Below are 22,358 nucleotides of genomic sequence, written 5' to 3'. Positions count from 1 at the left end.
GCCGAAGATCGTCGACTGGTATATGGACGGCAAAATCAACATCGACGACCTGATCACCCACACCCTCCCCTTCGAGCAGATCAACCACGGCTTCGACCTCATGCGCAACGGCGAAAGCATCCGCTCCGTCGTCGTATACTGAATGCGGATGCGAATACATCATGGCGCCGTCGTGCTTCTGGCGACAGCGGCGCTGTGCGGCACGGCGCGCGCGCAGGCGGTGATGTTGCCCTCGCCGGCTTCGATCGCGATCAAGCGCATCGTCGTCAGCGCGACACGGACGCGCCAGTCGAGCTTCAATGTGCCGGTCTCGATCTATACCGTGACCGGGCGGCAGGTGAGCGAGGCGAACGAACAGGAGAATCTGTCGGAAAGCCTCAAGCGCGTGCCGGGTCTCGATGTGCAGAACCAGCAGAATTACGCAACCGGAATCCGCATCACCTCGCGCGGGTTCGGCGCGCAGACCGCGTTCGGCGTGCGCAACGTGAAGCTGCTGATCGACGGCGTGCCGGCGACCCAGCCGGACGGCACCGGCGACTCCGAGATCATCGATCTCGGCGACGTGTCGCGCATCGAAGTGCTGAGCGGGCCGTTTTCGGTGCTGTACGGCAATGCGGCGGGCGGCGTGATCCAGGTGTTCAGCAAGGATGGACCGAAGCAGCCGACTGTGAGCTTCGGGCTGCTCGGCGGCTCCTACGGCAGTTACCGGGCGAGCCTGTCCTATGGCGGGCAGGCTGCGTTCGGCCGGAGCGGCTCGTTCAACTATATGATGAACGCCTCGGATTTCTATTCCGGCGGCTATCGCGCGCATAGTTCGGTGCGGCGCCAGCAATTCTACGGCAAGTATCGCGTGCAGGTCGATGCGGATACCAGCTACACGCTGCTGGTGGATGCGCTGAACGAGCCGGATTCGCTCGATCCGCTCGGGTTGACCGCGGCGCAGTATCATCAAAACCCGCGACAGGCGGGGACCGGGGCGGATGCGTTCAATGCCCGCAAGACGCTGCGGCATGTCCAATTCGGCCTAGTGTTCCGTCACCGGATCAACGACGACAACTCCATCCGTGTTATGATTTACGAAGCCACCCATTCGGTTTTGCAGTATCTGCCGTTCACCGGCAGTTTCGCGGCATCGGGCGGCGGCGTTGTCGATCTTGCGCGGAAATCCGGCGGGATCGGCGGGCGGTGGACGCACAAGACGCGGCTTGCCGGGATTCCGGTGACCACGATCGTCGGGGCCGATTTCGGCTACGAGGACCAGCATCGCAAGGGCTATGTCAACGAATTCGGCACCATCGGCGCGTTGCGCCGCAACGAGCAGGATATCGCGCGCAACATCGCCGAGTATGCCGAGATCGAGGTGAAGCCCGCCCCGCGCCTCGTGCTCGATGCCGGATTGCGGCACAGCCAGGAACATTTCAGCGTGCAGGATTTGTTCGTCACGCCGAAACTGACCAATGACAGTGGTTCGATTTCGTACGCCCACACCAGTTTCGTGGCGGGCGCGACCTATCATCTGACCCGCGAGACCAATCTGTTCGCCGATTACGGCGAGGGATTCGAGACGCCGACGCTGGACCAGCTCGCGTATCTGCCGAATGGCGAGGCGGGGCTGAATGCCGCGCTGGTGCCGGCCACGAGCCAGAACTACGAAGCCGGGATCAAGAGTCTGATCGCGGGCAACACGTATTTCAAGCTCGCCCTGTTCCACATCCACACCAATAATCAGATCGTGGTGTCGTCCTCCACCGATGGGCGCACCGCCTATGCCAATGAGGGACAGACGGCGCGCAACGGCATCGACGCGAGCATCGACAGTTTCCTGCCGCATCATATCGAGTTGTATGCCGCCTACAGTTTCCTTCATGCCCGGTTCGAAAACAGCGCGGTCGCCGGCAAGGCGCTGCCCGGTGTGCCGCAGCAGCGCATCTATGGCGAAGTGGACTGGCATAATCCGGCGAGCGGGTTCTACACCACGCTCGACGGGCAGTGGCAGAGCCGGATGTATGTCGATAACGCGAACTCGGCCTATGCAGCGGGGTATTTCACCGCCGGGGCGGCGGGCGGATTCCGGCAGAATTTCGGACCGTTCGGGCTGAACGAGTTTGTGCGGGTCAATAACATCTTCAACCGAACCTATGTCGGCGCCGTGGTGATCGCAGCGAGCAACGGCGAATATTACGAACCGGCGCCGGGGCGCAATTTCATCGTGGGCATGACCGCGAAGTATCGGTTTTGAGGGTGTTGTGGTTGGCCAGTGGCGCCCGCGCATGGATTGCTTCGCTTCGCTCGCAATGACGGCAGGGTGGTTAGAATAATTTTCCAGGGTTCATGATGCCGCGCGGATCGAGCGCGTCCTTGATCCGGCGCATCGCGTCGCGCTCGGCGGCGGCGCGCCAATGGGCGAAGGCGGGGCGCTTGATCATGCCGACGCCGTGTTCGGCCGAGAAGCTGCCGCCGAGACCGGCGACGATGGCGTTGACATCCTCCATCAGGTCTTCGGCGCGCCCGTCGAACGCGCCGGGCTCTTCGCCCTCCGGTTGGATCACGTTGAGATGGATGTTGCCGTCGCCGATATGGCCGAATGCCGCCATGCGGGCGCCGGGGTAACGCGCTGTCAGCATGGCCCTGGTGCGGTCGAGCAGGTCGGGGACCGAGGCGATCGGCACCGAGACGTCGTTCTTCACCGAGGTGCCTTCGCGCTTCTGGGATTCGGCGATGTGCTCGCGGATTGCCCAGAAGTCGCGGCGCTGGGTTTCGGATTCGGCGATCGCGGCATCGGCGATGGTGCCGTGCTCCAGCGCGCCGGCGAGGACGGATTCCAGCGTCTCGCGCAGGGAAGCGGCGCGCCGTGTGGTGGCGAGTTCGGCGAGGACGTAATGCGCGGCGGGCTCGGCGAAGGGCAGGCGGAAATCCGGCATGTGACGCGCGTTCAGCGCCATCGCAGGGCCGGAGATATATTCGAAGGCGTAGAGCGCGGATTCGTCTTCGTCGCGCAGCCGGGCGAACAGGTCGAGCACGGCGTCAATGCCGGGCAGCGCGCAGAGGCAGGTCTGGCGCTCGCGCGGCGCGCGATAGAGTTTCAGTGCGGCGGCGGTGATGATGCCGAGCGTGCCTTCGGCGCCGGCGAACAGATGTTTCAGCGCGTAGCCGGTATTGTCCTTGCGCAGCAGGCGCAGCCCGTTCCAGAGCGTGCCGTCCGGCAGGACGACTTCGAGGCCGAGAATCAGATCGCGCGCATTGCCGAAGCGCAGCGTGTTGTTGCCGCCCGCATTGGTGGAGAGCACGCCGCCGAGCTGGGCCGAACCCTCCGAATTGATCGAGAGCGGCAGGAGCGCGCCGGCCTCGGCCGCTTCCTCCTGCGCGCGTAGAAGAGTGACGCCAGCTTCGGCGATCATCGACAATCCGGCGCGGTCGATCGCGCGGACCCGGTTCAGCCGGGCGAGGCTGAGCACGAATTCGGCACCGGGACGGCTGGGGACGGCGCCGGCGACCAGCGAGGTGTTGCCGCCCTGCGGCACGATCGCCACACCTGCCTCGGCGCAGAGCCGGACGGAAGCGGCGACGCCGTCCGCATCGCGCGGGCGGAGCACGGCGCGCGGCGAATTGGCATACAGCCCGCGCCAGTCGGTGCCGAACGGGGCGATATCGGCGCTCTCGGTGAGAACGCCGCCGGGGCCGAGGGCGGCGGCGAGGCGGTCGATCAGGTCGTTCATCGCGCGACTATAATGTCCCGGTCGTCAGGGCGGAAACTACCCTGGATTTTCGACATTCGGAACTCATTTCCGAATTGACAAAGAGGTGGTTGGGCCTAGTCTCCGTGCCATGGATACGCCGATCACCGATCTGCCATCGAGCATCGCGAAGGCGCTGGCGCTGCTGCGTTGCGTGAGCACCGCCGAGCCGCACGCGAATTTCTCCACCCTGCTCGATCGAACCGGCTTGCCGAAGGCGACGCTGCACCGGCTGTTGCAGGAGTTGATCGAAGCCGGGCTGATCCGCTCCGGGCCCGACCGCACCTATCGCCCGTCGCTCGGACTGCTGGAACTGGCCTATCGGGCGTGGGAATCGATCGATCTCAAGCAGGTCGCGGCGCGCCACGTCGACGCGCTGTGGCACAGCACGGAAGAGACGGTACATCTCGCGGTGCGTGACGGGCTGGAAATCATCTATATCGACAAGCGCGAGAGCCCGAAAACGCTGCGGCTGTTCTCCTCGATCGGGCGGCGCGGGCCGCTGCATTGCACCGGGGTCGGCAAGGCGATTCTGGCGCATCTGCCGGAGGCCGAGCGCGAGGACGTCATCGCGCGCATCACCCTGACCGGGCATACGCCGCACACCATCACCTCCCGGCATCTGCTGCGCGCCGAGTTCGACCGGATCAGGAGCGAAGGGATCGCGCGCGATTGCGAGGAGCATGAGGAGGGGATTTTCTGCGTCGCGGCACCGATTTTCGACCGCAACTTCAGGCCGGTCGCGAGCCTGAGCGTGACCGCGCCGGGGATTCGCATGGACCGCGCGCGGCTGGATGCGCTGGCGCCGGAGGTGAAGCAGGCCGCGCGGCTGATTTCCCAGGATGTCGTTCTGTCGAATTGTTCGGTTTGAGGCCGACCCGGCTTGGGGACGGCTAAATCGCTTGATCCCTCGGCGCGTTATGGTAGCGTTACCACGTCACGAACCAATTGGCGTGCGCCTGCGCGCCGCCCGTGTTGGGGTAAACCGCAAAGGGAGGGACGGATATGCTCAAGACCACACGATCCATGCGATGGAGCCGGACTGCGCTGGCCGGCGGTATTGCCGCGACGGCGCTGGCGTTCGGGCTGGCCGGTAGTGCTCAGGCGGGGACGACGGCGAACGCCGTGACGCCAGGCATGAAGGATTTCACCAACACGCAGGGAGATCACGCGAACTGGATCCTGCCGGCGAAGAATTACAACAATGACCGTTATGTCAGCCTGACCAGCATCTCGCCCGCCAATGTGAGCAAGCTCAAGCCGGTCTGGACCTTCAAGATTTCGGATAACGGGCCGATCGAGGCGGCGCCGCTGATCTGGCACGGCATTGCCTATATCACCTCGGCGCATGATCACGTCTATGCGATCGACGTGAAGACCGGCAAGCTGAAATGGCAGTTCTCCGACAACCCGCACGTGATTTCCTTCGCCGCCAATCGCGGCGTCGCGCTGGTGGACGGCAATGTGTATGTCGCGACGCTGGATGGGCGACTGATCGCGCTGAACGCCGAGACCGGCAAGAAGGTGTTCGACAAGCTCGCGGTGAAGGATCCGACCAACTCGTTCTACACCATGGCGCCGCTGCCCTGGCGAAACCCATCGACCGGCAAGACCGAGTTGCTGCTCGGCGTATCGGACGGGGATTGGGGCGGCATCGGCAATATCGCGGCCTACGACCCAAAGACCGGCAAGGAGCTATGGCAGTGGAACACGGTGCCGGGGCCGGGCAAGCCAGCTAACAAGACGTGGAGCGGCGATAGCTGGAAGCGCGGCGGTGCCGCGGTGTGGACGCAGATGGCGATCGACCCGAAAACCGGGATTCTCTACGCCAATGCGGGCAATCCGCAGCCCGATTTCAACGGGCCGGTGCGCAAGGGCAAGAATCTCTACAGCGATTCGCTGCTCGCGCTGAACATTTCGGGCGCGAAGCCGAAACTTGTCTGGTATCACCAGTTCATCGCGCACGACACCCATGACTGGGACCCGGTGATGCCGCCGGTACTGTTCGACGGCAAGGTGAACGGCAAGACGATGCCTCTGGTGGCGGATGGCGACAAGGCGGGCAATTTCTGGCTGCTGAATTCCAAGACCGGCGCGCTGGTGAATCATCTGGTGATCAGCATGCAATATCACCAGAATACCGAGCCGACGCTGAAGGGCAACGTGGCTTGTCCGAACACCAATGGCGGCGTGGAGTTCAACGGCGGCACCTACGACCCGCAGACCAACATGATCTATCTGCCGAGCAGCAACGAATGCGGGTTCTGGCGCGCGACCAAGAACGTCGTCTATATCGGCGGCCAGTTCTACCTGGGTGGGGCATTTCCGAAATTCGTCGGCCCGAACACCGGACAGCTCAACGCGATCGATGTCGGCGACGGCGTGTTCGCGTGGCGCGAGCCGGAAAAATTGCCGATGGCGGGTGGTGCGCTCTCGACCGCGAGCGGACTGGTGTTCACCGGCATGGAGAACGGCGATTTCGCGGCGTTCGACGCCAATAGCGGCAAGGAGTTGTGGAAATACCAGACCGGTTCGCCGATCATCGCGCCGCCGGTCGCGTTCACCGAGGGCAGCACCGAATATGTCGCGGTGGCGTCGGGCCCGGCGGGCAATCAGCAATTGCCGAACATGCCGAAGACCAATGCCGGAACCGAGCTGACGATGTTCGCCGTCTCCAAGTGATGCGGCGGACTAACCTTACGTTGGCCCCGGCCGCGGGGGCGGTGCTGCTCGCCCTCGCGGCTCCGGCCTCGGCGGCCACGATATCGGATCACGCTTCTTCGGCAGCGGCGCTGCGCGACATCAAGGCGGCGATCGCGGTGATCACCGGCGCGGAGGATGCGGCGGCGAGCGGTCCCGCATCCTACAGGCTGGCGGCGCAGAGTGCGATCAATGCGCTGGTGGGGGAACATTCGCGGCAATTCGTGGCCTCGGTGCCCAATCCCGGCGATGCGGGGGGTGCGATCGGGCAGGTGAACCATCTGCTCGATCGGCGCGCCAATCCGCCCTTCGTGCCGGTGCTGCATGGCGTGCTGGTCAATGTGCTCGCGGCGGTGGGGCATTTGCAGGATGCGCGCAAGGCGCGCGGGCTGACCGCGTTCGAGGTCGCGTCCTCGCGCGCCCTGGAAGACCTCGACGTGGCGCAGGGGCGGGCGAGTGAATACGACGTGCTTGGCGGCATGGCAGGCGCGATCGCGAATACCGGACTCGGGGTGCCGGCCGGCGCGGCGATCCTGAACGGATGCGCCGCACCGGCCAGGACCGGCTATGGCATGTCTCATGGCTGGCTCGCGTGGCGGGCGGTGACGCTCAGCGACGCGACGATCCCGGATGCCGGAGCGGCGTTTATCAGAAAGGACGGCAATATGGTGGTGTTCTACACGGCGGCGGCGCCGATGGTCCGGCATTTGTGCGATACCCATGCGGCGGCGATCCGGCCGACCGTGACGCGCGCAAAGCCAAAGCCGGCGCGGCTGATCGAGGTCGCGGCGCAGGCAGCCGCGACCAAGGCGCTCTACACGGCGGCGCAGGCGAAACAGGGAAAGGCCGTGTATTCGGCGGATTGCGCGAGCTGCCATGGCGGCAATCTGCAGGGCGTCGCGGCGCCGGCGATCGCGGGCAAGGATTTTCTTGCGACCGCGAAGAAGGATGGCTGGACCGTCGGCGTCATCCGCACCATCGTCACCCAGAACATGCCGTTCAACAATCCGGCGTCATTGAAGCCGGCGCAGTATGCCGAGGTGATCGCCTATCTGCTCGCGTCGAACTGCTACCCGGCGGGCAAGACGGCGTTTCCCGAGCACGCGCCGACGGATTTCGCCACGATGAAGATCGTTACGCCAGCGCACCCGGCGGGAACGCCCAACATGTTCGGGGTCTGCGCGGTCAAATGATCCCGGTCCGGCGGGTGAAATCGCCGAATCCCTCGCCAGGCTCGCGGTTTTTTGCATAGGCCGCGAAGAGTGGATCGAGGCTCTCAAGGATTTCTGCCTCATTCAGATTTTCGTGGAGCAGACTATTGAGGCGGGAGCCGTCGGCGGTGCCCCCGAGATGCAGGTTGTAGCGGCCGGGATTGCGGCCGATCAGGCCGATTTCCGCGATATAGGGCCGCGCGCAGCCATTCGGGCAGCCGGTCATGCGCAGGGTGATTTTTTGCTCCGACAGGCCGTGGGTCGCGAGCATCTGGTCGATCATGGTTATCAAATCGGGCAGATAGCGCTCGCTTTCGGCAAGGGCAAGCCCGCAGGTCGGCAGGGCGACGCACGCCATCGCGCTTTCGCGCAGCGCAGATTGGCTCTGGATAACGCCGTGCCCGGCGAGAATGAGGTCGATTTTTTCGCGTTCCCCGTCGGTGGCGCGGGCGACGATGACATTCTGATTCGCCGTCATGATGACGGCACCTCGGTCGATGAAACCCTCCAGGGACGCGATCGCGACCAGGGCGGATTTCAGGCGCCAATCGCCGCGATCGGCGACGCGGCCGTTTTCGACGAACAGGGTGAGGTGATTCAACCCCTCCTCGTCGCGCGTCCAGCCGAGCGCATCGCCATTGCCGGTGAACTGGAATTTTCTCTCCGGCTCCAGCGGCTTGGCAAGGCGTGAATTCACTTCGGTCTTGAACCAGTCGAGCCCGCGATCGTCGATCGTGTATTTCAGGCGGGCGCGCTTGCGGTTCGAGCGGTTGCCGAAATCGCGCTGGGTGGTGAGCACGGCCTCGGCGACCGCGACGAGCTGATCGGCCGGGCAATATCCGATGATATCGCCGACGCGCGGGTAGGTTTCCGGCTCGCCATGGGTGGCACCCATGCCGCCGCCGACCACCACGTTGTAGCCGACGATGCCGCCATTCTCGACGATCGCGATGAACGACAGGTCATGCGCGAAGACATCGACATCGTTGGACGGGGGCACCGCGACGGTCATCTTGAATTTGCGCGGCAGATAGGTCGGGCCGTAGATCGGCTCGGCCTCGGGCTCGCCGCCGAGCACCCGCCGGTCGCCGATGAAAATCTCGCGCCAGGCACCGGTGCGCGGCAGGAAATGCGCGGAAAGCCGCCGCGCCGCCTCCACCGCCTCGCCATGGGCGCGCGACAGATAGGGATTGCCAACCGCCATCACGTTGCGGTTGACGTCGCCGCAGGCGGCGATGGTGTCGAGCAAGGCCGCGTCCATCGCGCGCGTCGCGGCGCGCACATTGCTCTTGATGATGCCGTGGAACTGGATCGTCTGGCGCGTGGTGAAGCGCAAGGTCGCGTTGCCGCGCTCGGTCGCGAGCCGGTCCATCGAGAGATACTGGCGCGGCGTCAGCACACCGCCCGGCACGCGCAGCCGCGCCATGAACATATAGGCGCGATCGAGCTTGCGCTTCGCCCGCTCGGGCCGCAGATCGCGGTCGTCCTGCACATACATGCCGTGAAACTTGACGAGTTGGCCGTCGTCTTCCGAAAGGCCGCCGAACGCCTGCTCACCCAACTCCTCGGCCAGCGTGCCCCTCAGAAAATCACTGCGCGCCTTGATGTCCTCATTCCGCGAAAGCGTATCCGTCATCGTCCGTCCTCGTAAGTGCGGTCATAGAACCCGTGCTCGGACCGTGTCCTGAGCTTCGCAAGGGGGCTTTGCCCCCTGCCCCCCCCCCCACTAAGGGCTAAGCCCCGAGATCGGCTTCATGCCGGCACTTCCGCGGGACGGCTGAGGAAGATGCCGCATTCGGTTTTGCCGGAGCCGCTCCAGCGGCCGGCACGGGCATCTTCGCCGGGTTTGATGCGGCGGGTGCAGGTGAAGCAGCCGATCGAGGCGAAGCCGTCGGACTCCAGCGGGTGGCGCGGGAGGTGGTGGGTATCGAAATAGGTTTCGATGTCTTCGCGCGACCAGTCGCCCAGCGGGTTGAGGACCGTGCGGCCATCGGGTCCGGTTTCGATCGCGGCGATATCGGCGCGGGTTTCGGTCTGGTTGCGTTTGCGCCCCGAGATCCAGGCGTCGAAGCCTTCGAGGGCGGCATCGAGCGGCATGGTCTTGCGCAGTGCGCAGCAGAAATCGGGATCGCGCGCGAACAGCGTGCCGTCGGGGTCGAAGCTCGCGAGATGCGCGGGATCGGGACGGATCGAGCGCACATCCGACAGGTGCAGGCGGGTGATCAGCGCGTTGCGATAGGCGATGGTATCGGGAAACAGCTTGCCGGTATCGAGGAAGATCACCGGCAGGCGGCGGTCGATCCGTGCGATCATGTGCAGAAGCACGGCGGATTCGGTGCCGAAGGACGAAACCAGGGCGATGCGGCCCTTGTAGTCGGTTTCGATCGCGCGGCGCAGGAGGTCTTGGGTCGCGGCTTCGATGGCGGTCGATGTGTCCAGCATCAATAGACATCCTTTTTGTAGCGGCCGGCGGAAATCAGCGCGTCGAGTTCGGCCTGGCCGCGCTCCGCATCGTCGCCGCCGAGGATGCGGGTGAGCGTGGCATCGACATCGCGGGCCATGGCCTTGGCGTCACCGCAGAGATAGAGGACAGCACCCTCGGCGAGTCGGGCTTTCAGGGCGTCGCGCTGGTCCCAGAGCACGTGCTGGACATAGCGTTTCTCGGGCTGGTCGCGCGAAAAGGCGAGGTCGATCCGGTCGAGCACGCCGGATTTCAGCCAGTCCTGGATTTCCAGTTGGTAGAGGAAATCGTGCAGGAAGCGACGATGGCCGAAGATCAACCAGGATTTGCCGGCGGCCCCGGTGGCTTCGCGGTCCTGCAGGAAAGCGCGGTAGGGGGCGATGCCGGTGCCGGCGCCGATCATCACGATGGGCGCGTGCGGGTCGGCGGGCAGGCGGAAATGCGGGTTGGGCTTGACGAACACGTCGACCGTGGCGCCGGTCGCGCGGCGCTCGGCGATCATGCCGGAGACCACGCCGAGGCGCGCGCGTCCGGCGCTTTCATAGGCGACCTTGGCGATGGCGAGATGGGCGGCTTCACCCACCGATTTCTGCGACGAGGCGATCGAATAGTAGCGCGGCGGCAGTGGGCGGAACAGTCCTTTGAGCTGGGCGCCGGTGAGTTTGTGCGGGAAGGCTTCGAGCAGATCGATCGGCTGGCGGCCGGCGAGGAAATCGCGCCGTGCGGCATCGTCGTCGGCGAGAGCGGCGAGTTTGGCATCGCCGGTGAGGCCGGCATAGTCCTGCACCAGCTTGGCGGTGAGGGTGGTGATGTCGCGTTCGCTTGTCAGCGCGGCCGCGGATTCAGGATCGCCATCGAGCCCGGCAGCGCGGAGAAGGGATTCGACCAGCACGGGGTCATTCTGCGGCGCGATGCCGAGCGTATCGCCCGGCTCGTAGGCGAGGCCGGAGCCAGTGAGGTCGAACTCGATATGGAAGGTTTCGGATTCCGAGCGCGATGAAGTGAGCGGGTGGTGTTCGGCGATTTCGGCGGTGAAGGGCGCGGATTTGCTGACGGCTTCGCCGGCCGTGCGATGAAAATCGACATGAATGACCGAACCCGCATCGTCGGGCGGGGTGAGTTTACCGAGGATGTCGGCGATGAAGCTGCCGGCGGGCGCTTCGTAGTCGAGATCGCAATCGACGCGCTCGGCAACGCGGGCGGCACCGAGGGCTTCGAGCCGTGCGTCGATCTGTTTGCCGATTTCGCAGAACTGCGCATATGAGGAATCGCCGAGTGACAGGACGGCGAAGTTAAGGCCGTCGAGTTTTGGGGCAGAGTTGCTCATCAGTGCGCGGTAGAACGGGGCGGCGCGTTGCGGCGGTTCGCCCTCGCCCCAGGTGGCGGCAATGACGAGGAGATTGCCGGCATCCTTCAGGGCGGCGATATTGGCATCGGCCATGTCAAGCGTGCGGGCGGCGAATCCGCGCTTCTGGGCGTCGCGCTTGGCGGCACCGGCGAGGGCTTCGGAATTGCCGGATTCGGTCGCGTAGAGAATGGTGAGCTTGGTTTTTGCAACCGGCGCTGCCTGGGGTGCGGCGTGCTCGCCCTTGGCGGCGTCGATCCCCGCGAGGAAGCCGGCGAGCCAGGCGCGCTGGACGGTCGAGGCACTGCCGATCACGCGGTCGAGTGCGGCGATATCCTCGGGCGCGAACGGAGCGGTGCGGGGCAGTGTCGCGGATTTGGTCATAATGGATCAGCCTTGAGCGGAGACGGTGTCGGGGACGGGAAATGCGGTTTCGGTGGCGAACATCGCGCCGATCCCGACAACCGGGCCGATGACGATGAGGGTCGCGGCCGGACGCAGCGTGCGGGCGATGCGTGGCGCTTCGGCCAGGGTGGTGCGGATGATCTCTTCGCGCGGGGTGGTGGCATCGAGCAGGAAGGCGACCGGCTCGGCCGGCTCGCGGCCGGCTTCGATGAGGCTGGCCGCGATCGCTTCGAATTTCGCGCGCGCCATGTACAGGACCAGCGTGTCGGCGGCGCGGGCGAGACCGGCGAAATCGACCTCTGCGCCGTCCGGCCCGGATTCGCCAGTCGCGAAGACGACGCTGCGGGCGATGCCGCGATGGGTGATGGGCAGACAGGCGGCGGTGGTCGCGCCGATGCCGGCGGAAATGCCGGGAATCACTCGAAAAACGATGCCGGCGGCGGCAAGGGCCAGGCATTCCTCGCCGCCCCGGCCGAACACGAACGGATCGCCGCCCTTGAGGCGGAGCACGCGGTGTTGCGCCGAGGCGAGGGCGATGAGCTGGGCGTTGATCGCGAGTTGCGGCGTGTGCTCGCCATGCGCGCGCTTGCCGGCCGGGATCAACCGCGTGGCGGCGGGCGCCAGCGCGAGGATTTCGGGCGAAACCAGGGCGTCGTGCAGGATCACGTCGGCGGTGGCGATGGCGTGCAGCGCCGCGAGCGTGAGCAGCGCGGGATCGCCGGGGCCGGCGCCGGCCAGCCAGACGGTGCCGAGCGCGAAATCGGGGTGGCGGATCGTCATAGCCATGCCCGTTCGGCGACGATGGCGGCGATGCGTTGCGCGGCTTCCGGCATGGCGACACCCTCGCGCTGCCAATCGGCACGCAGCGCACCGATTTCGGCGACCCGTTCCTGCCATTCCGGCCCGTATTTCTGCTCCAGATCGCGGCGGATCAAGCTGGACAGGCCGGGGGCACGGCCATTGGTCGAGATGGTGAGAAGCAAATCGCCGCGCCTGACTTCCGCGACCGAGTGGAAATCGCAGAATTGCGGAACGTCTTCGACATTGACCAGAACCCGCGCATCGCGGGCGGCATTGGCAAGGGTCTCGGCGCGGCCGCGCGGCAGATCGACGATCCAGAGCGCGTGAAGCGCTGCGAGATCGGCGGCCTCGGGCAAAGCGCGGCGGAGCGAACCACCGGCGGCGATGACCGCATCGTCCGCCGGGGCATCGGAAAACAGAATCGCATCGGCCGCGCCCACGGCGCGCAGCGCGCGAAACCGGCGCAGCGCCAGCGGACCGTTGCCGGCCACGGCGAGGCGGGCGAAGCGGGGATCGAGAGCGATGGGGATCATGCCAGCGCGGGCTGCGCGACGCGGCGCAGATAGGGGAGGTCGGTCGCGAGCGGCGCGCCAAAGCGGCGCAGTAATTCGGCATCGGCCAGATGGGGCGCGGCGATGACCGGCTCACCATTCCGCCAGTTGACCGGGGTGACGACCGGCTCGGCATCGGTCAGGCGCAACGCGTCGAGCGCGCGGAGGATTTCGGCGAAATTGCGGCCGATCGCGTTCGGGTAGCTCTGGATCAGCCGCACCACGTTGCGCGGGTCGATGATGAAGGTGGCGCGCACCGTCTGGGTCGTCGCCGCGTTGGGGTGGATCATGTCGTAGAGATGCGCGACCTCGCGATCGTGATCGGCGATGATCGGGAAGGATGGGCGATGGCCGGAGACCGCGGCGATATCCTCGGCCCAGGCGGCGTGGCGCTCCGGCGTATCGACCGAGAGGGCAAGCAGCTTTGCGCCGCGCGCGGCGAAATTGGGGGTGAGGCGCGCGGCCTCGCCCAGTTCGGTGGTGCAGACCGGCGTGAAGTCGTGCGGGTGGGAGAACAGCACGGTCCAGCTGGAGCCCTTCCAGGCATGGAAACGCAGCAGCCCGTGGGTCGAGAGCTGTTCGAAATCCGGGGCGGTGTCGCCGATACGAAGTGCCACGCCAGTCTCCTCGTCGTGCAAGCGGTGTCTTGCGCTGCATCATATAGGTCAGGTAGGGCGCGACAGAAATGATTTTCTCTCAACTTGGAGTATTTTGGCAAAAATAAGATTGATTTTTTGTTTGATTTGATTGATATGGAATCAGGTGTCACAAACGAGGTTGTTTGGAGAATGAATGCGATCGAGCGTCCGCCCGAAAAAGAGGCGCCTGCCGCGCTGGACGGCATCGACCGGGCGATTCTGCGATTGATCGCGCGCGATGCCACCGTGCCGCTCGCCGCCATGGCCAAGCAGGTCGGGCTGTCGGCGACGCCGTGCTGGAAGCGGATCAAGCGGATGGAGGAGGCGGGGATCATCACCGGGCGGGTCGCCACCCTGTCTCCCGAGCGGCTGGGCTATCCGGTGTCGGTGTTCGTGTCGGTGGAGACGGCGGATCATTCCGCCGCATGGATGAGCCGGTTCGCCGAGGTAGTGACGGAAATGCCGGAAATCGTCGGGGCGTGGCGGATGAGCGGCGATGTCGATTATCTGCTGCACGTGATGGTGCCCGATATTCCCGCTTACGATGCATTCTACCGAAGGCTGATCGCCACCGTGCCGCTGCGCAATGTGAGTTCCCGCTTCGCGATGGAACGGATGAAATCGAGCCCGCCGCCGATTTGATCTTTGTTAGATTCTCTGTTGCCAATTAAGCCGATGGTCCCAAAAGCCGGGGCCAGTTCAGTCCCGAGGTACTCCTTATGCGAAACATGCAGACCGATTTGCTGCGCACCTTTGTCACCGTGGCGGACCTGCGCAGCTTCACCCGCGCCGGCGAGATGCTCGGTCGCACCCAGCCGGCAATCAGCCTGCAGATCAAGCGACTGGAGGACATCGCGTGCGCGTCGCTGTTCGAACGCGACAGCACGTCGTTCCGCCTGACTCCGGTGGGCGAGGTTCTTGCGATTTACGCCCGGCAGATTCTCTGCCTGCACGATGAAGCGCTCTCGCGGCTGCTGCAGCGCACCGTCACGGGAGCCGTACGCGTCGGGTTGCCGAATGATTTCGCCGTCACCCTGCTCCCGGAAGTGCTGGTCGATTTTATTTCCCGGAATCCAGGTGTGCGCCTGGATGTTAGCTGTGATATCAGCCTTAACCTGCTGCGCGGCCTGCATGACGGGCATCACGATGTGATCGTGGCAATGACCGCCGAGCAAGCCGCTCCCGCAGCGGCCAAACTGTGGGCGGAGCGGCTGGCCTGGGTCGGCGGTATCGCGCCACGGATCGACGATGTGCGCCCGCTACCGCTGATTGTCTATCCTGAAGGCTGCATCTATCGGGCGCGAATGACGGAGGCATTGTCGCGCGCGGGCATTCCCTGGCAGATCACCTGCACCACCGCGAGTCTCGCCAGCCTGCAGGCCGCCGTCCGTGCCGGTCTCGGCCTGACCGTACTGTCGGCCAGTACCGTTCCCGCCGGACTTGCTGTCCGACCGCCGGAGGCTGGCTTCCCCGGTCTTGCCGACGCTACCGTGGGCCTTTATTACGCACGCGAGACCCTCTCCGATGCAGCGCAGCACTTGGTCAATTTCATCATCCGCAAGCTCGATGCCGCCCATGGTCATGGCCGCTCTACCTTCCCGGTCGTGATCTGATGCCCCGCCGCCATTGGGTAGATACCCGAACGGCATAACGAGCGCATATTACACTATTTCAACTATCTATTCGCCAGGGCTGGCCTTTCACGGCACTCTCCCCGTCAATGAAACGCAAGGAGGAGCCGCCAATGCTGATCGACACGATTGCAGAAACCCGCACCAAGCAGATCAAGAATGGCGGGAAGGTTCGCCCGACCTTCCCGCAAGCAGAAATGGACCGTCGTATGGGAGCGCTGCGCGCGCATATGGCGGAGGCGGGCATCAATGCCGTATTGTTCACCTCGTATCAGAACATCAATTATTTCGGCGACTTTTTGTATTGCTACTTCGGTCGCTCCTTTGGGCTGGTCGTCACCCAGGACTCGCATGTCACGATTTCGGCCAATATCGACGGTGGCCAACCCTGGCGGCGCAGTTTCGGCGACAATCTGGTCTATACCGACTGGCGGCGGGACAATTACCTCCACGCGGTCAAGACCGTGCTTGAACGAGCCGGCGTGCGCGGCGGCCGACTTGGCGTCGAGTTCGACCATTTGAGCCTCGACCGCGCCGCCGCGTTGCACGACATGCTGCCCGGCTTCGAGCAGGTCGATGTCGGGCGTGCCGTGATGCACCAGCGCATGATAAAGTCCGCGCATGAGATCGCCCTGATCCGCGAGGGTGCTCGGATTGCTGATATCGGCGGTGCTGCCTGTGTCGAGGCGCTGAGTGACGGTGTGTCCGAGCACGAGGTTGCGCTGCACGCCACCGGCACGATGGTGCGCGAAATTGCCCGCAGCTTCCCCAATGCCGAGCTGATGGATACCTGGACCTGGTTCCAGTCCGGCATCAACACCGACGGGGCGCATAACCCAGTTACCTCCCGCCGGGTGCGGAAGGGCGACATCCTCTCGCTCAACTGCTTCCCGATGATCGCGGGCTACTATACGGCGCTGGAGCGCACGCTGTTTCTCGACCATGCGTCAGACGACCATCTGCGGTTATGGGAGATCAACTGCGAAGTACATCGGCGTGGCCTCGAGCTGATCCGGCCCGGCGCGCGCTGCTGCGATATCGCGACCGAGCTGAACGAAATCTATCGTGCGCACGGCCTGCTCGAATACCGCACCTTCGGCTATGGCCACAGCTTCGGCGTGCTCAGTCACTATTACGGCCGCGAGGCCGGGCTCGAACTGCGCGAAGATATCGAGACGGTGCTGGAACCCAACATGATCGTCTCGATGGAGCCGATGATCATGATTCCAGAAGGGCAGCCGGGCGCCGGCGGCTACCGCGAGCATGACATCCTGGTTATCACGCAGGACGGCGCCGAAGACATCACCGCTTTCCGGTTCGGCCCCGAGCACAACATCATCAGGACGTAGCCGCCGCTCGGACGAAGCATAGCCATGTCGCCATTTGGCGCGGGTCGATAGCCTGCACGGGAAGTCGGTCTTGTAGCGTTGCTGGTCTGGATTCCCGGCTATTGATTTGTCAACGGCAACGCCGGGAGTAAGTCATGCCCACCACCGCCGCTTATGCTACCCTGCCGGCCGGCAAGGACCCTGTCGTACCCTCTCACGAAATGTCCCTGGCACCGGGGATTCTTCGCCAGGTTCTCGTAGCCAGCTTCATCGGCAATTTCGTGGAGTGGTTCGACTACGCATCCTACGGCTATTTCGCAACGGCGATCGCCCACGCCTTTTTCCCTGAAATCGCGCCGGCTTCGGCGCTCCTCGCGACATTCGCGGTGTTCGCCATTTCGTTTATCGTCCGTCCGCTCGGCGGCATTGTCTGGGGCCATATCGGGGATCGGACCGGCAGACGAACCGCCCTCAGACGAACCGCCCTGTCATTTTCGATCATTATCATGTCGGGCGCGACCTTCCTCATGGCGTTCCTGCCCTCCTATGCGCGAGTCGGGCTTGTTGCGCCCGTTCTGCTGTTGCTGGTGCGAATGGTGCAAGGGTTTTCGGCGTCAGGCGAGTATGCCGGTGCGGCGGCGTTCATCGCCGAGTATGTTCCGACACGGCGACGCGGGCTCTTCACCAGCATTGTGCCGGCGAGCACGGCGGCAGGACTTTTGCTCGGCTCGCTGCTCTCGGGCCTCATGTTCGCGGTCCTGAGCGAACCGCAGATGGCTTCTTTCGGTTGGCGGCTGCCGTTCCTGCTGGCTGCTCCCCTCGGCCTGATCGGCCTCTACATTCGGTTGCGGCTCGAGGACACGCCTAAGTTCAGGGAACTCAAGGAGACGCACCATATCACCAAAGCCCCGGTCACGGAGCTGGTCGCAACCCATCGTCGCAAGATCGTCATCGCGCTTGGCGTGGCCTTCCTCAACGCGGTCGGCTTCTATCTGGTCCTGAGTTACATGCCGACCTACCTGATGACCGAGATGCATGTCGGCAGCGTCGAGTCGTTCATCGCGACGAGTATCACGCTGCTTGTCTATATCGGGCTCATCTTCCTGATGGGCCGGCTTTCGGATCGTTTTGGTCGGAAGACCCTGCTGATCGCGGCTTCGGTGCTGTTCATCGTGTTCACGGTCCCGTTGTTCATGATCCTTCAGGGGGCGACGCTGTTCGTCATCATCCTGGTCGAGATCGCGTTCGGTGCCATGCTCACCATCAACGACGGTACGCTGCCCTGCTTCCTGGCGGAAATATTCCCGACCAAGGTCAGGTACAGCGGATTCGCCTTCAGCTTCAACCTTGCTAACGCGCTGTTTGGCGGCACCGCCCCGTTCGTGGCCACTTGGCTGATCGGCCTCACCGGGAGCAAACTTGCCCCGGCATGGTATCTCATGTTTGCCGCACTAGTCGCTCTTGTGGCAATGCTCTACAGCAGGGAGACGGCCGGAAAGCCGCTGGCGGATTGAGCCGGCGGGCCGAATCGCCATATTGCCGCCCGGAGCTCACGCCGAATGACGACGATCCTGACCTATTTCCTGCTGCTTGGCGCCATCCTCAGCGAAGTGGTCGGCACGTCGCTGCTGAAGGCGTCGCAGCAATTCACCCGCCTGGTGCCGGCGGTCCTGACGATCGTTGCCTATGCCGCTTCGTTCTATCTTCTGTCGGTGATCGTGCGGACGGTTCCTGTCGGGATCGTCTATGCGATCTGGAGCGGCATGGGGATCGTTCTGATCTCGCTGGTCGGCTGGGTCGTCTATCGCCAGGCCCTCGACATATCGACGATGATCGGGCTTGGCCTGATCGTTGCCGGGGTCATCGTCGTCAACCTGTCGTCTTCAAATATCCGGCATTGATGAAGATTGCCGGTGTGTCGTACCGGATGGAAGGTGCAACGGCAATGTCGGTTCCATACAAGACCCCGGATCGCAGTGGTTTTAAGAATTCACCCACTCAGCGATCGTCCTGAAAACACGGTCGTCCAGGGAGAGAAAAACAGGCGCGGTTCAATGTGAACGTCTGTAAATCCAGGAGGAAATATGAAACGCTTAGGTTTGGCGATTGCCGTTGCGTCTATTGCGATTGGCTCAGGGGCGGCCCGTGCGGCCGAGCCGGCATCCTGCAAGACGATTCGTCTCGCGAATATCGGCTGGACGGATAATGAAATCCAGAACGCGGTGTTTTCGCAGCTTGCCGGCAATCTCGGCTACAAGATCAATACGAATCTGTATTCCGAAGAAGTCATGTATGCCGGTTTGAAGGACAAGAAGATCGATGTCTTTCTCGACGACTGGACGCCGTCGATGGACAAGATCACCGCCCCCTATGTGAAGGACAAGGGGATCGTCGTTCTGAAGCCGGATCTGACCGGCGCGAAATATACGCTCGTCGTGCCCTATTATCTCTACAATAAAGGTTTGAAAAATTTTGCCGATATTCAGAAATTCGGCAAGGAGCTGAACTACAAGATCTACGGGATCGAACCGGGCAATGACGGGAACGAGCATATCCTGGCGATGATCAAGGCCAACAAGTTCGGCCTCGGCAAGTTTCATTTGGTGCAGTCGAGTGAGGCCGGCATGCTTGCCGAGGTCGCACGCAAATATCCGAAGAAAAAGGCGGTCGTGTTCCTCGGGTGGGAGCCGGAGCCGATGAATGTGGAATTCCACATCCGCTACCTCTCCGGCGGCCATGCTTATTTTGGCCCCCACAAGGGTCAGGCGACGATCTACGTCAATACCCGCCCCGGCTACGTGGCCGAGTGCCCGAATGTGGGCCGGCTGCTGAACCAGTTCAAACTTACCGTCGCTGACGAAAACGCGATGATGTATAAGGTTCAGATCAAGCACCAGCCGGCGAAGGATGTCGCCGCCACCTGGCTCAAGGCGCACCCTGCCTGGGTGAAAACGACGCTGAACGGTGTGACGACCGTTGACGGCAAACCGGGAACGCCGGCCGTGCTTCAGAAACTGAAAGCAGGTTAGTGTGGTTTTTAGTTCTGAAGTTCCTAAAATCGCCGCCACGTATGCGTAGGAACTTCAGAACCACCACACTAAAATCAAATGTTTGTTAGTGTTCTTTCGATTCGGAAATTCGTATGGCGCCGGGTTTGATGATAACGAACTTCCGAAGCGGGACGCTAGCCGCATTTTGGAAATTCAGCGGCGGTGCGGTGGTGACCGACCGCAAGTCCGTACCGCCGCGATGAATGATCGATTGCGAGGATCATGGAGATGAATGCCCTGACGCAGGCTGAGCGCTGGATCGCCCATCACAGCATTCCGGTCAATCTCTGGTCGCGCGAATTCGTGGACTTCATCAAGAATGATTTCCAGGGCTTCTTCAATGTCCTTTCGAGCGTTCTCGGTCTTCTGCTCGATTCGACGACCGATGCGCTGCGTGCTATTTCGCCGCTTATCCTGATTCTGATTTTTGCCGTTCTTACTTACATTTTCAAGAAATCCTGGCGGCTGGCGGTCTTCGTCTTCCTGGCGCTGCTGTTCGTTCTCAATCAGGGTTACTGGGAGCGAACGCTCGAGACGATCTCGCTCATCGTTTACGCGACATTGGCCTGCATGGCGATCGGTGTGCCGATCGGTATCGCGGCGGCGCACCGGCCGAGGCTGTACCGGGCGATCCGGCCGATTCTCGATATGATGCAGACCCTGCCCACCTTCGTCTATCTGATCCCGACTCTCGTGCTGTTCGGGCTGGGCAGTGTTCCCGGCCTGATCTCGACGATCGTTTTCGTCGTTCCCACGCCGGTGCGCCTGACCTATGTTGGAATCATCAATGTGCCGAAACAATTGATCGAGGCCGGTCAGGCCTTCGGCGCCAGCCCGCGCGAACTGCTCTGGAAAGTCGAGATTCCCGCCGCGATGCCGACAATCCTGACCGGGCTCACCCAGGTCATCATGCTGAGTCTTTCGATGGTCGTGATCGCCGCACTGGTCGGTGCGGGCGGGCTTGGCGAGCCGGTGGTGGAGGCGATGGAGACCGTGCAGATCGGCAAGGGATTCACGTCGGGTCTCGCGATCGTCGTGGTCGCGATCATTCTTGATCGCGTCTTCCGTCCCACCAAGGCGCGGACGTAAAGCATGGCGGGCATCGTACAATTCGACAAGGTCGATATTCTATTTCCGGGCATCGACGACCGCGCGGCGCGCGGGCGCGTCGAGGCTGCGCTCAAGGGATTGGACGCGGGTAAATCGCGGAATGATCTCATCGCCTCGAACGGCGTCGTGGTCGGTGCCGCCGATGTCAATCTTGAGATCGAGCAGGGCGAAATTTTCGTGCTCATGGGTCTGTCGGGATCGGGAAAGACCACGGTTCTACGGGCGGTGAACGGGCTGAACAAGATCAGCCGGGGCCGGATTCTGATCCGCCAGGGCGACCGCGTCGTTGATATGAGCCGCCCGGAGGCGGGCGTGCTCAAGCGCCTGCGCAACGAAGCCGTCTCCATGGTATTCCAGCAATTCGCTCTGCTGCCGTGGCGCACCGTGCGCAGGAACGTCGAACTCGGGCTTGAATTGCGGCGGATGCCGGCGGCGGAAATGCGCAAGATCGTCGATGAATGGCTCGATGTCGTAGGGCTTCTGCCCTGGGCAGAGAAATATGCCGAGGAACTTTCAGGCGGCATGCAGCAGCGTGTCGGCCTCGCGCGCGCGCTCGTCACCAACCCCGATATTCTGCTCATGGACGAACCGTTTTCCGCGCTCGACCCGCTGATTCGCAACAAACTTCAGGACGAACTGCTATCACTGCAGCGAACGGTCAGGAAAACCATCATCTTCGTCACCCACGATCTCGACGAGGCGTTGAAAATCGGCAACCGGATCGCGATCATGAAGGACGGGCGGGTGATCCAGGTCGGCAAGCCGGAAGACATCGTGCTTCGGCCTGCCACCGATTATGTCGCCGAGTTCGTGAAGCATATGAATCCGCTGACCGCGCTTCGTGCTGCCTCGCTGATGAAGCCGGTCGGCGAGGTTGTGGGAGCGGACGGAGCCCATCGTTTCATCGATCGCGATCTGTATGAGATCGAGCTTGATGCCGATGGCAGGCTTGCGGGCCTTCACTGCAGAGGAGAAAGCGTCGGCTGGTGCGACGCTGACTCGGAATTCGTCCGAACGGCAGGGAACGTGGTCCTGGTCGAAGCGGGTTGTCTGCTCAAGGATGTCGTGGAAATCCGCCAGATGACCGGACGGCCGATTTTTGTCTGCGATGGCGGCCGCATTATCGGGTTCTGCGGCTCCAACGAAATTCTCGATGCCCTCACCCATGCCGGCCGTTCCGCATATGGCGATGGCGCGCGGAGCGGGAGCGATATGTCGAAGCCCATGCTGGCGAACAGCACGCTTTGATAATTCACTGAAGGACTCTAGTGACACGATGAACGAGCAGAGAGTGATTGGGAGCATGGCGCGGTTTTTTGGGGCGTCGGTTGGCGAGACCGATCCTGAGATTGCGGTGGCGATCGGGCGGGAGCTGGCGCGCCAGCAGGACGGG

The 22,358-nt window shown here is 63.4% G+C and carries 19 protein-coding genes and 1 pseudogene; 13 read left to right on the top strand and 7 right to left on the bottom strand.

All coding sequences use genetic code 11. The features are described from left to right. Positions 1–142, top strand: a pseudogene (locus L2A60_RS17165) (S-(hydroxymethyl)glutathione dehydrogenase); the annotation flags it as partial. Continuing rightward, positions 143–2,239 carry a TonB-dependent receptor family protein gene (locus L2A60_RS17160; RefSeq protein ID WP_235705675.1) on the top strand — a complete coding sequence of 699 codons (2,097 nt, stop codon included), beginning with the start codon at positions 143–145 and terminating at the stop codon, positions 2,237–2,239. A 70-nt stretch (positions 2,240–2,309) separates the two neighbouring features. Here L2A60_RS17160 and L2A60_RS17155 read toward each other — a convergent pair whose 3' ends face one another. Continuing rightward, positions 2,310–3,716 (bottom strand): FAD-binding oxidoreductase, encoded by a 1,407-nt coding sequence (locus tag L2A60_RS17155; RefSeq protein WP_235705674.1) that lies wholly within the window; start codon positions 3,714–3,716, stop codon positions 2,310–2,312. Between the two features lie 109 nt (positions 3,717–3,825). On the opposite strand from L2A60_RS17155, the gene L2A60_RS17150 reads away from it, so the two are divergent. From L2A60_RS17150 to L2A60_RS17140, 3 genes are all read left to right on the top strand, one after another. Further along, positions 3,826–4,605 (top strand): IclR family transcriptional regulator, encoded by a 780-nt coding sequence (locus L2A60_RS17150; RefSeq protein WP_235705673.1) that lies wholly within the window; start codon positions 3,826–3,828, stop codon positions 4,603–4,605. Between the two features lie 134 nt (positions 4,606–4,739). Beyond that, positions 4,740–6,416, top strand: a complete 1,677-nt coding sequence (locus L2A60_RS17145; protein WP_235705672.1) for a pyrroloquinoline quinone-dependent dehydrogenase — start codon at positions 4,740–4,742, stop codon at positions 6,414–6,416. Positions 6,417–6,436: 20 nt separating this feature from the next. Then, positions 6,437–7,627 carry a c-type cytochrome gene (locus L2A60_RS17140; protein WP_235705671.1) on the top strand — a complete coding sequence of 397 codons (1,191 nt, stop codon included), beginning with the start codon at positions 6,437–6,439 and terminating at the stop codon, positions 7,625–7,627. Here L2A60_RS17140 and L2A60_RS17135 read toward each other — a convergent pair. The 6 genes from L2A60_RS17135 to L2A60_RS17110 all read right to left on the bottom strand — a co-directional run bounded on the left by L2A60_RS17135 (position 7,620) and on the right by L2A60_RS17110 (position 13,825). Further along, the gene (locus L2A60_RS17135; protein ID WP_235705670.1) at positions 7,620–9,281 is read right to left on the bottom strand and encodes an NADPH-dependent assimilatory sulfite reductase hemoprotein subunit; all 1,662 of its coding nucleotides are present in this window, start codon (positions 9,279–9,281) and stop codon (positions 7,620–7,622) included. The two genes, L2A60_RS17140 and L2A60_RS17135, sit on opposite strands and share 8 nt — an antisense overlap. 116 nt (positions 9,282–9,397) lie before the next feature. Continuing rightward, positions 9,398–10,087 (bottom strand): phosphoadenylyl-sulfate reductase, encoded by a 690-nt coding sequence (locus tag L2A60_RS17130; protein ID WP_235705669.1) that lies wholly within the window; start codon positions 10,085–10,087, stop codon positions 9,398–9,400. Beyond that, positions 10,087–11,835: a diflavin oxidoreductase gene (locus L2A60_RS17125; protein WP_235705668.1), complete on the bottom strand. Its 1,749-nt coding sequence runs from the start codon at positions 11,833–11,835 to the stop codon at positions 10,087–10,089. The genes L2A60_RS17130 and L2A60_RS17125 overlap by 1 nt, the downstream gene beginning before the upstream one ends. Positions 11,836–11,841: 6 nt before the next feature. Continuing rightward, positions 11,842–12,642: a uroporphyrinogen-III C-methyltransferase gene (gene cobA / locus L2A60_RS17120; RefSeq protein WP_235705667.1), complete on the bottom strand. Its 801-nt coding sequence runs from the start codon at positions 12,640–12,642 to the stop codon at positions 11,842–11,844. Continuing rightward, positions 12,633–13,190, bottom strand: a complete 558-nt coding sequence (locus L2A60_RS17115; protein ID WP_235705666.1) for a precorrin-2 dehydrogenase/sirohydrochlorin ferrochelatase family protein — start codon at positions 13,188–13,190, stop codon at positions 12,633–12,635. The genes cobA and L2A60_RS17115 overlap by 10 nt, the downstream gene beginning before the upstream one ends. Beyond that, a complete protein-coding gene (locus tag L2A60_RS17110) occupies positions 13,187–13,825 on the bottom strand; it encodes a peroxiredoxin (protein WP_235705665.1) in 639 nt (212 codons plus the stop codon). The genes L2A60_RS17115 and L2A60_RS17110 overlap by 4 nt, the downstream gene beginning before the upstream one ends. A gap of 171 nt (positions 13,826–13,996) precedes the next feature. Here L2A60_RS17110 and L2A60_RS17105 point away from each other — a divergent pair, with 171 nt between their 5' ends. The 8 genes from L2A60_RS17105 to L2A60_RS17070 all read left to right on the top strand — a co-directional run bounded on the left by L2A60_RS17105 (position 13,997) and on the right by L2A60_RS17070 (position 22,213). After that, positions 13,997–14,488 (top strand): Lrp/AsnC family transcriptional regulator, encoded by a 492-nt coding sequence (locus tag L2A60_RS17105; RefSeq protein WP_235705664.1) that lies wholly within the window; start codon positions 13,997–13,999, stop codon positions 14,486–14,488. An 86-nt stretch (positions 14,489–14,574) separates the two neighbouring features. Next, the gene (locus tag L2A60_RS17100) at positions 14,575–15,459 is read left to right on the top strand and encodes a LysR substrate-binding domain-containing protein (protein WP_235705663.1); all 885 of its coding nucleotides are present in this window, start codon (positions 14,575–14,577) and stop codon (positions 15,457–15,459) included. Positions 15,460–15,590: 131 nt separating this feature from the next. Beyond that, entirely contained in the window at positions 15,591–16,826 is a 1,236-nt protein-coding gene (locus L2A60_RS17095) for a M24 family metallopeptidase (protein ID WP_235705662.1), read from the top strand. Positions 16,827–16,960: 134 nt separating this feature from the next. After that, positions 16,961–18,319 (top strand): MFS transporter, encoded by a 1,359-nt coding sequence (locus tag L2A60_RS17090; protein ID WP_235705661.1) that lies wholly within the window; start codon positions 16,961–16,963, stop codon positions 18,317–18,319. A gap of 45 nt (positions 18,320–18,364) precedes the next feature. Next, a complete protein-coding gene (locus L2A60_RS17085; RefSeq protein ID WP_235705660.1) occupies positions 18,365–18,706 on the top strand; it encodes a DMT family transporter in 342 nt (113 codons plus the stop codon). A gap of 183 nt (positions 18,707–18,889) precedes the next feature. After that, entirely contained in the window at positions 18,890–19,834 is a 945-nt protein-coding gene (gene choX / locus L2A60_RS17080) for a choline ABC transporter substrate-binding protein (RefSeq protein WP_235705659.1), read from the top strand. 249 nt (positions 19,835–20,083) lie between these two features. Beyond that, positions 20,084–20,944: a choline ABC transporter permease subunit gene (gene choW / locus L2A60_RS17075; protein WP_235705658.1), complete on the top strand. Its 861-nt coding sequence runs from the start codon at positions 20,084–20,086 to the stop codon at positions 20,942–20,944. A 3-nt stretch (positions 20,945–20,947) separates the two neighbouring features. Next, positions 20,948–22,213: a quaternary amine ABC transporter ATP-binding protein gene (locus L2A60_RS17070; protein ID WP_235705657.1), complete on the top strand. Its 1,266-nt coding sequence runs from the start codon at positions 20,948–20,950 to the stop codon at positions 22,211–22,213. Positions 22,214–22,358 lie beyond the last annotated feature (145 nt).

The sequence above is a fragment of the Acidiphilium iwatense genome, assembly GCF_021556475.1.
Lineage (GTDB): Bacteria > Pseudomonadota > Alphaproteobacteria > Acetobacterales > Acetobacteraceae > Acidiphilium > Acidiphilium iwatense.
This window is presented reverse-complemented; position numbering and strand designations above follow the sequence as displayed.

What these genes read in the sequence shown, in the direction of transcription:
- cobA (WP_235705667.1), bottom strand. Translation starts at nt 12,642, where the DNA reads ATGGCTATGACGATCCGCCACCCCGATTTCGCGCTCGGCACCGTCTGG.
- L2A60_RS17095 (WP_235705662.1), top strand. Translation starts at nt 15,591, where the DNA reads ATGCTGATCGACACGATTGCAGAAACCCGCACCAAGCAGATCAAGAAT.
- choX (WP_235705659.1), top strand. Translation starts at nt 18,890, where the DNA reads ATGAAACGCTTAGGTTTGGCGATTGCCGTTGCGTCTATTGCGATTGGC.
- L2A60_RS17130 (WP_235705669.1), bottom strand. Translation starts at nt 10,087, where the DNA reads ATGCTGGACACATCGACCGCCATCGAAGCCGCGACCCAAGACCTCCTG.
- L2A60_RS17085 (WP_235705660.1), top strand. Translation starts at nt 18,365, where the DNA reads ATGACGACGATCCTGACCTATTTCCTGCTGCTTGGCGCCATCCTCAGC.
- L2A60_RS17160 (WP_235705675.1), top strand. Translation starts at nt 143, where the DNA reads ATGCGGATGCGAATACATCATGGCGCCGTCGTGCTTCTGGCGACAGCG.
- L2A60_RS17090 (WP_235705661.1), top strand. Translation starts at nt 16,961, where the DNA reads ATGCCCACCACCGCCGCTTATGCTACCCTGCCGGCCGGCAAGGACCCT.
- L2A60_RS17105 (WP_235705664.1), top strand. Translation starts at nt 13,997, where the DNA reads ATGAATGCGATCGAGCGTCCGCCCGAAAAAGAGGCGCCTGCCGCGCTG.
- L2A60_RS17115 (WP_235705666.1), bottom strand. Translation starts at nt 13,190, where the DNA reads ATGATCCCCATCGCTCTCGATCCCCGCTTCGCCCGCCTCGCCGTGGCC.
- L2A60_RS17135 (WP_235705670.1), bottom strand. Translation starts at nt 9,281, where the DNA reads ATGACGGATACGCTTTCGCGGAATGAGGACATCAAGGCGCGCAGTGAT.
- L2A60_RS17155 (WP_235705674.1), bottom strand. Translation starts at nt 3,716, where the DNA reads ATGAACGACCTGATCGACCGCCTCGCCGCCGCCCTCGGCCCCGGCGGC.
- L2A60_RS17150 (WP_235705673.1), top strand. Translation starts at nt 3,826, where the DNA reads ATGGATACGCCGATCACCGATCTGCCATCGAGCATCGCGAAGGCGCTG.
- L2A60_RS17125 (WP_235705668.1), bottom strand. Translation starts at nt 11,835, where the DNA reads ATGACCAAATCCGCGACACTGCCCCGCACCGCTCCGTTCGCGCCCGAG.
- L2A60_RS17070 (WP_235705657.1), top strand. Translation starts at nt 20,948, where the DNA reads ATGGCGGGCATCGTACAATTCGACAAGGTCGATATTCTATTTCCGGGC.
- L2A60_RS17100 (WP_235705663.1), top strand. Translation starts at nt 14,575, where the DNA reads ATGCAGACCGATTTGCTGCGCACCTTTGTCACCGTGGCGGACCTGCGC.
- L2A60_RS17145 (WP_235705672.1), top strand. Translation starts at nt 4,740, where the DNA reads ATGCTCAAGACCACACGATCCATGCGATGGAGCCGGACTGCGCTGGCC.
- choW (WP_235705658.1), top strand. Translation starts at nt 20,084, where the DNA reads ATGAATGCCCTGACGCAGGCTGAGCGCTGGATCGCCCATCACAGCATT.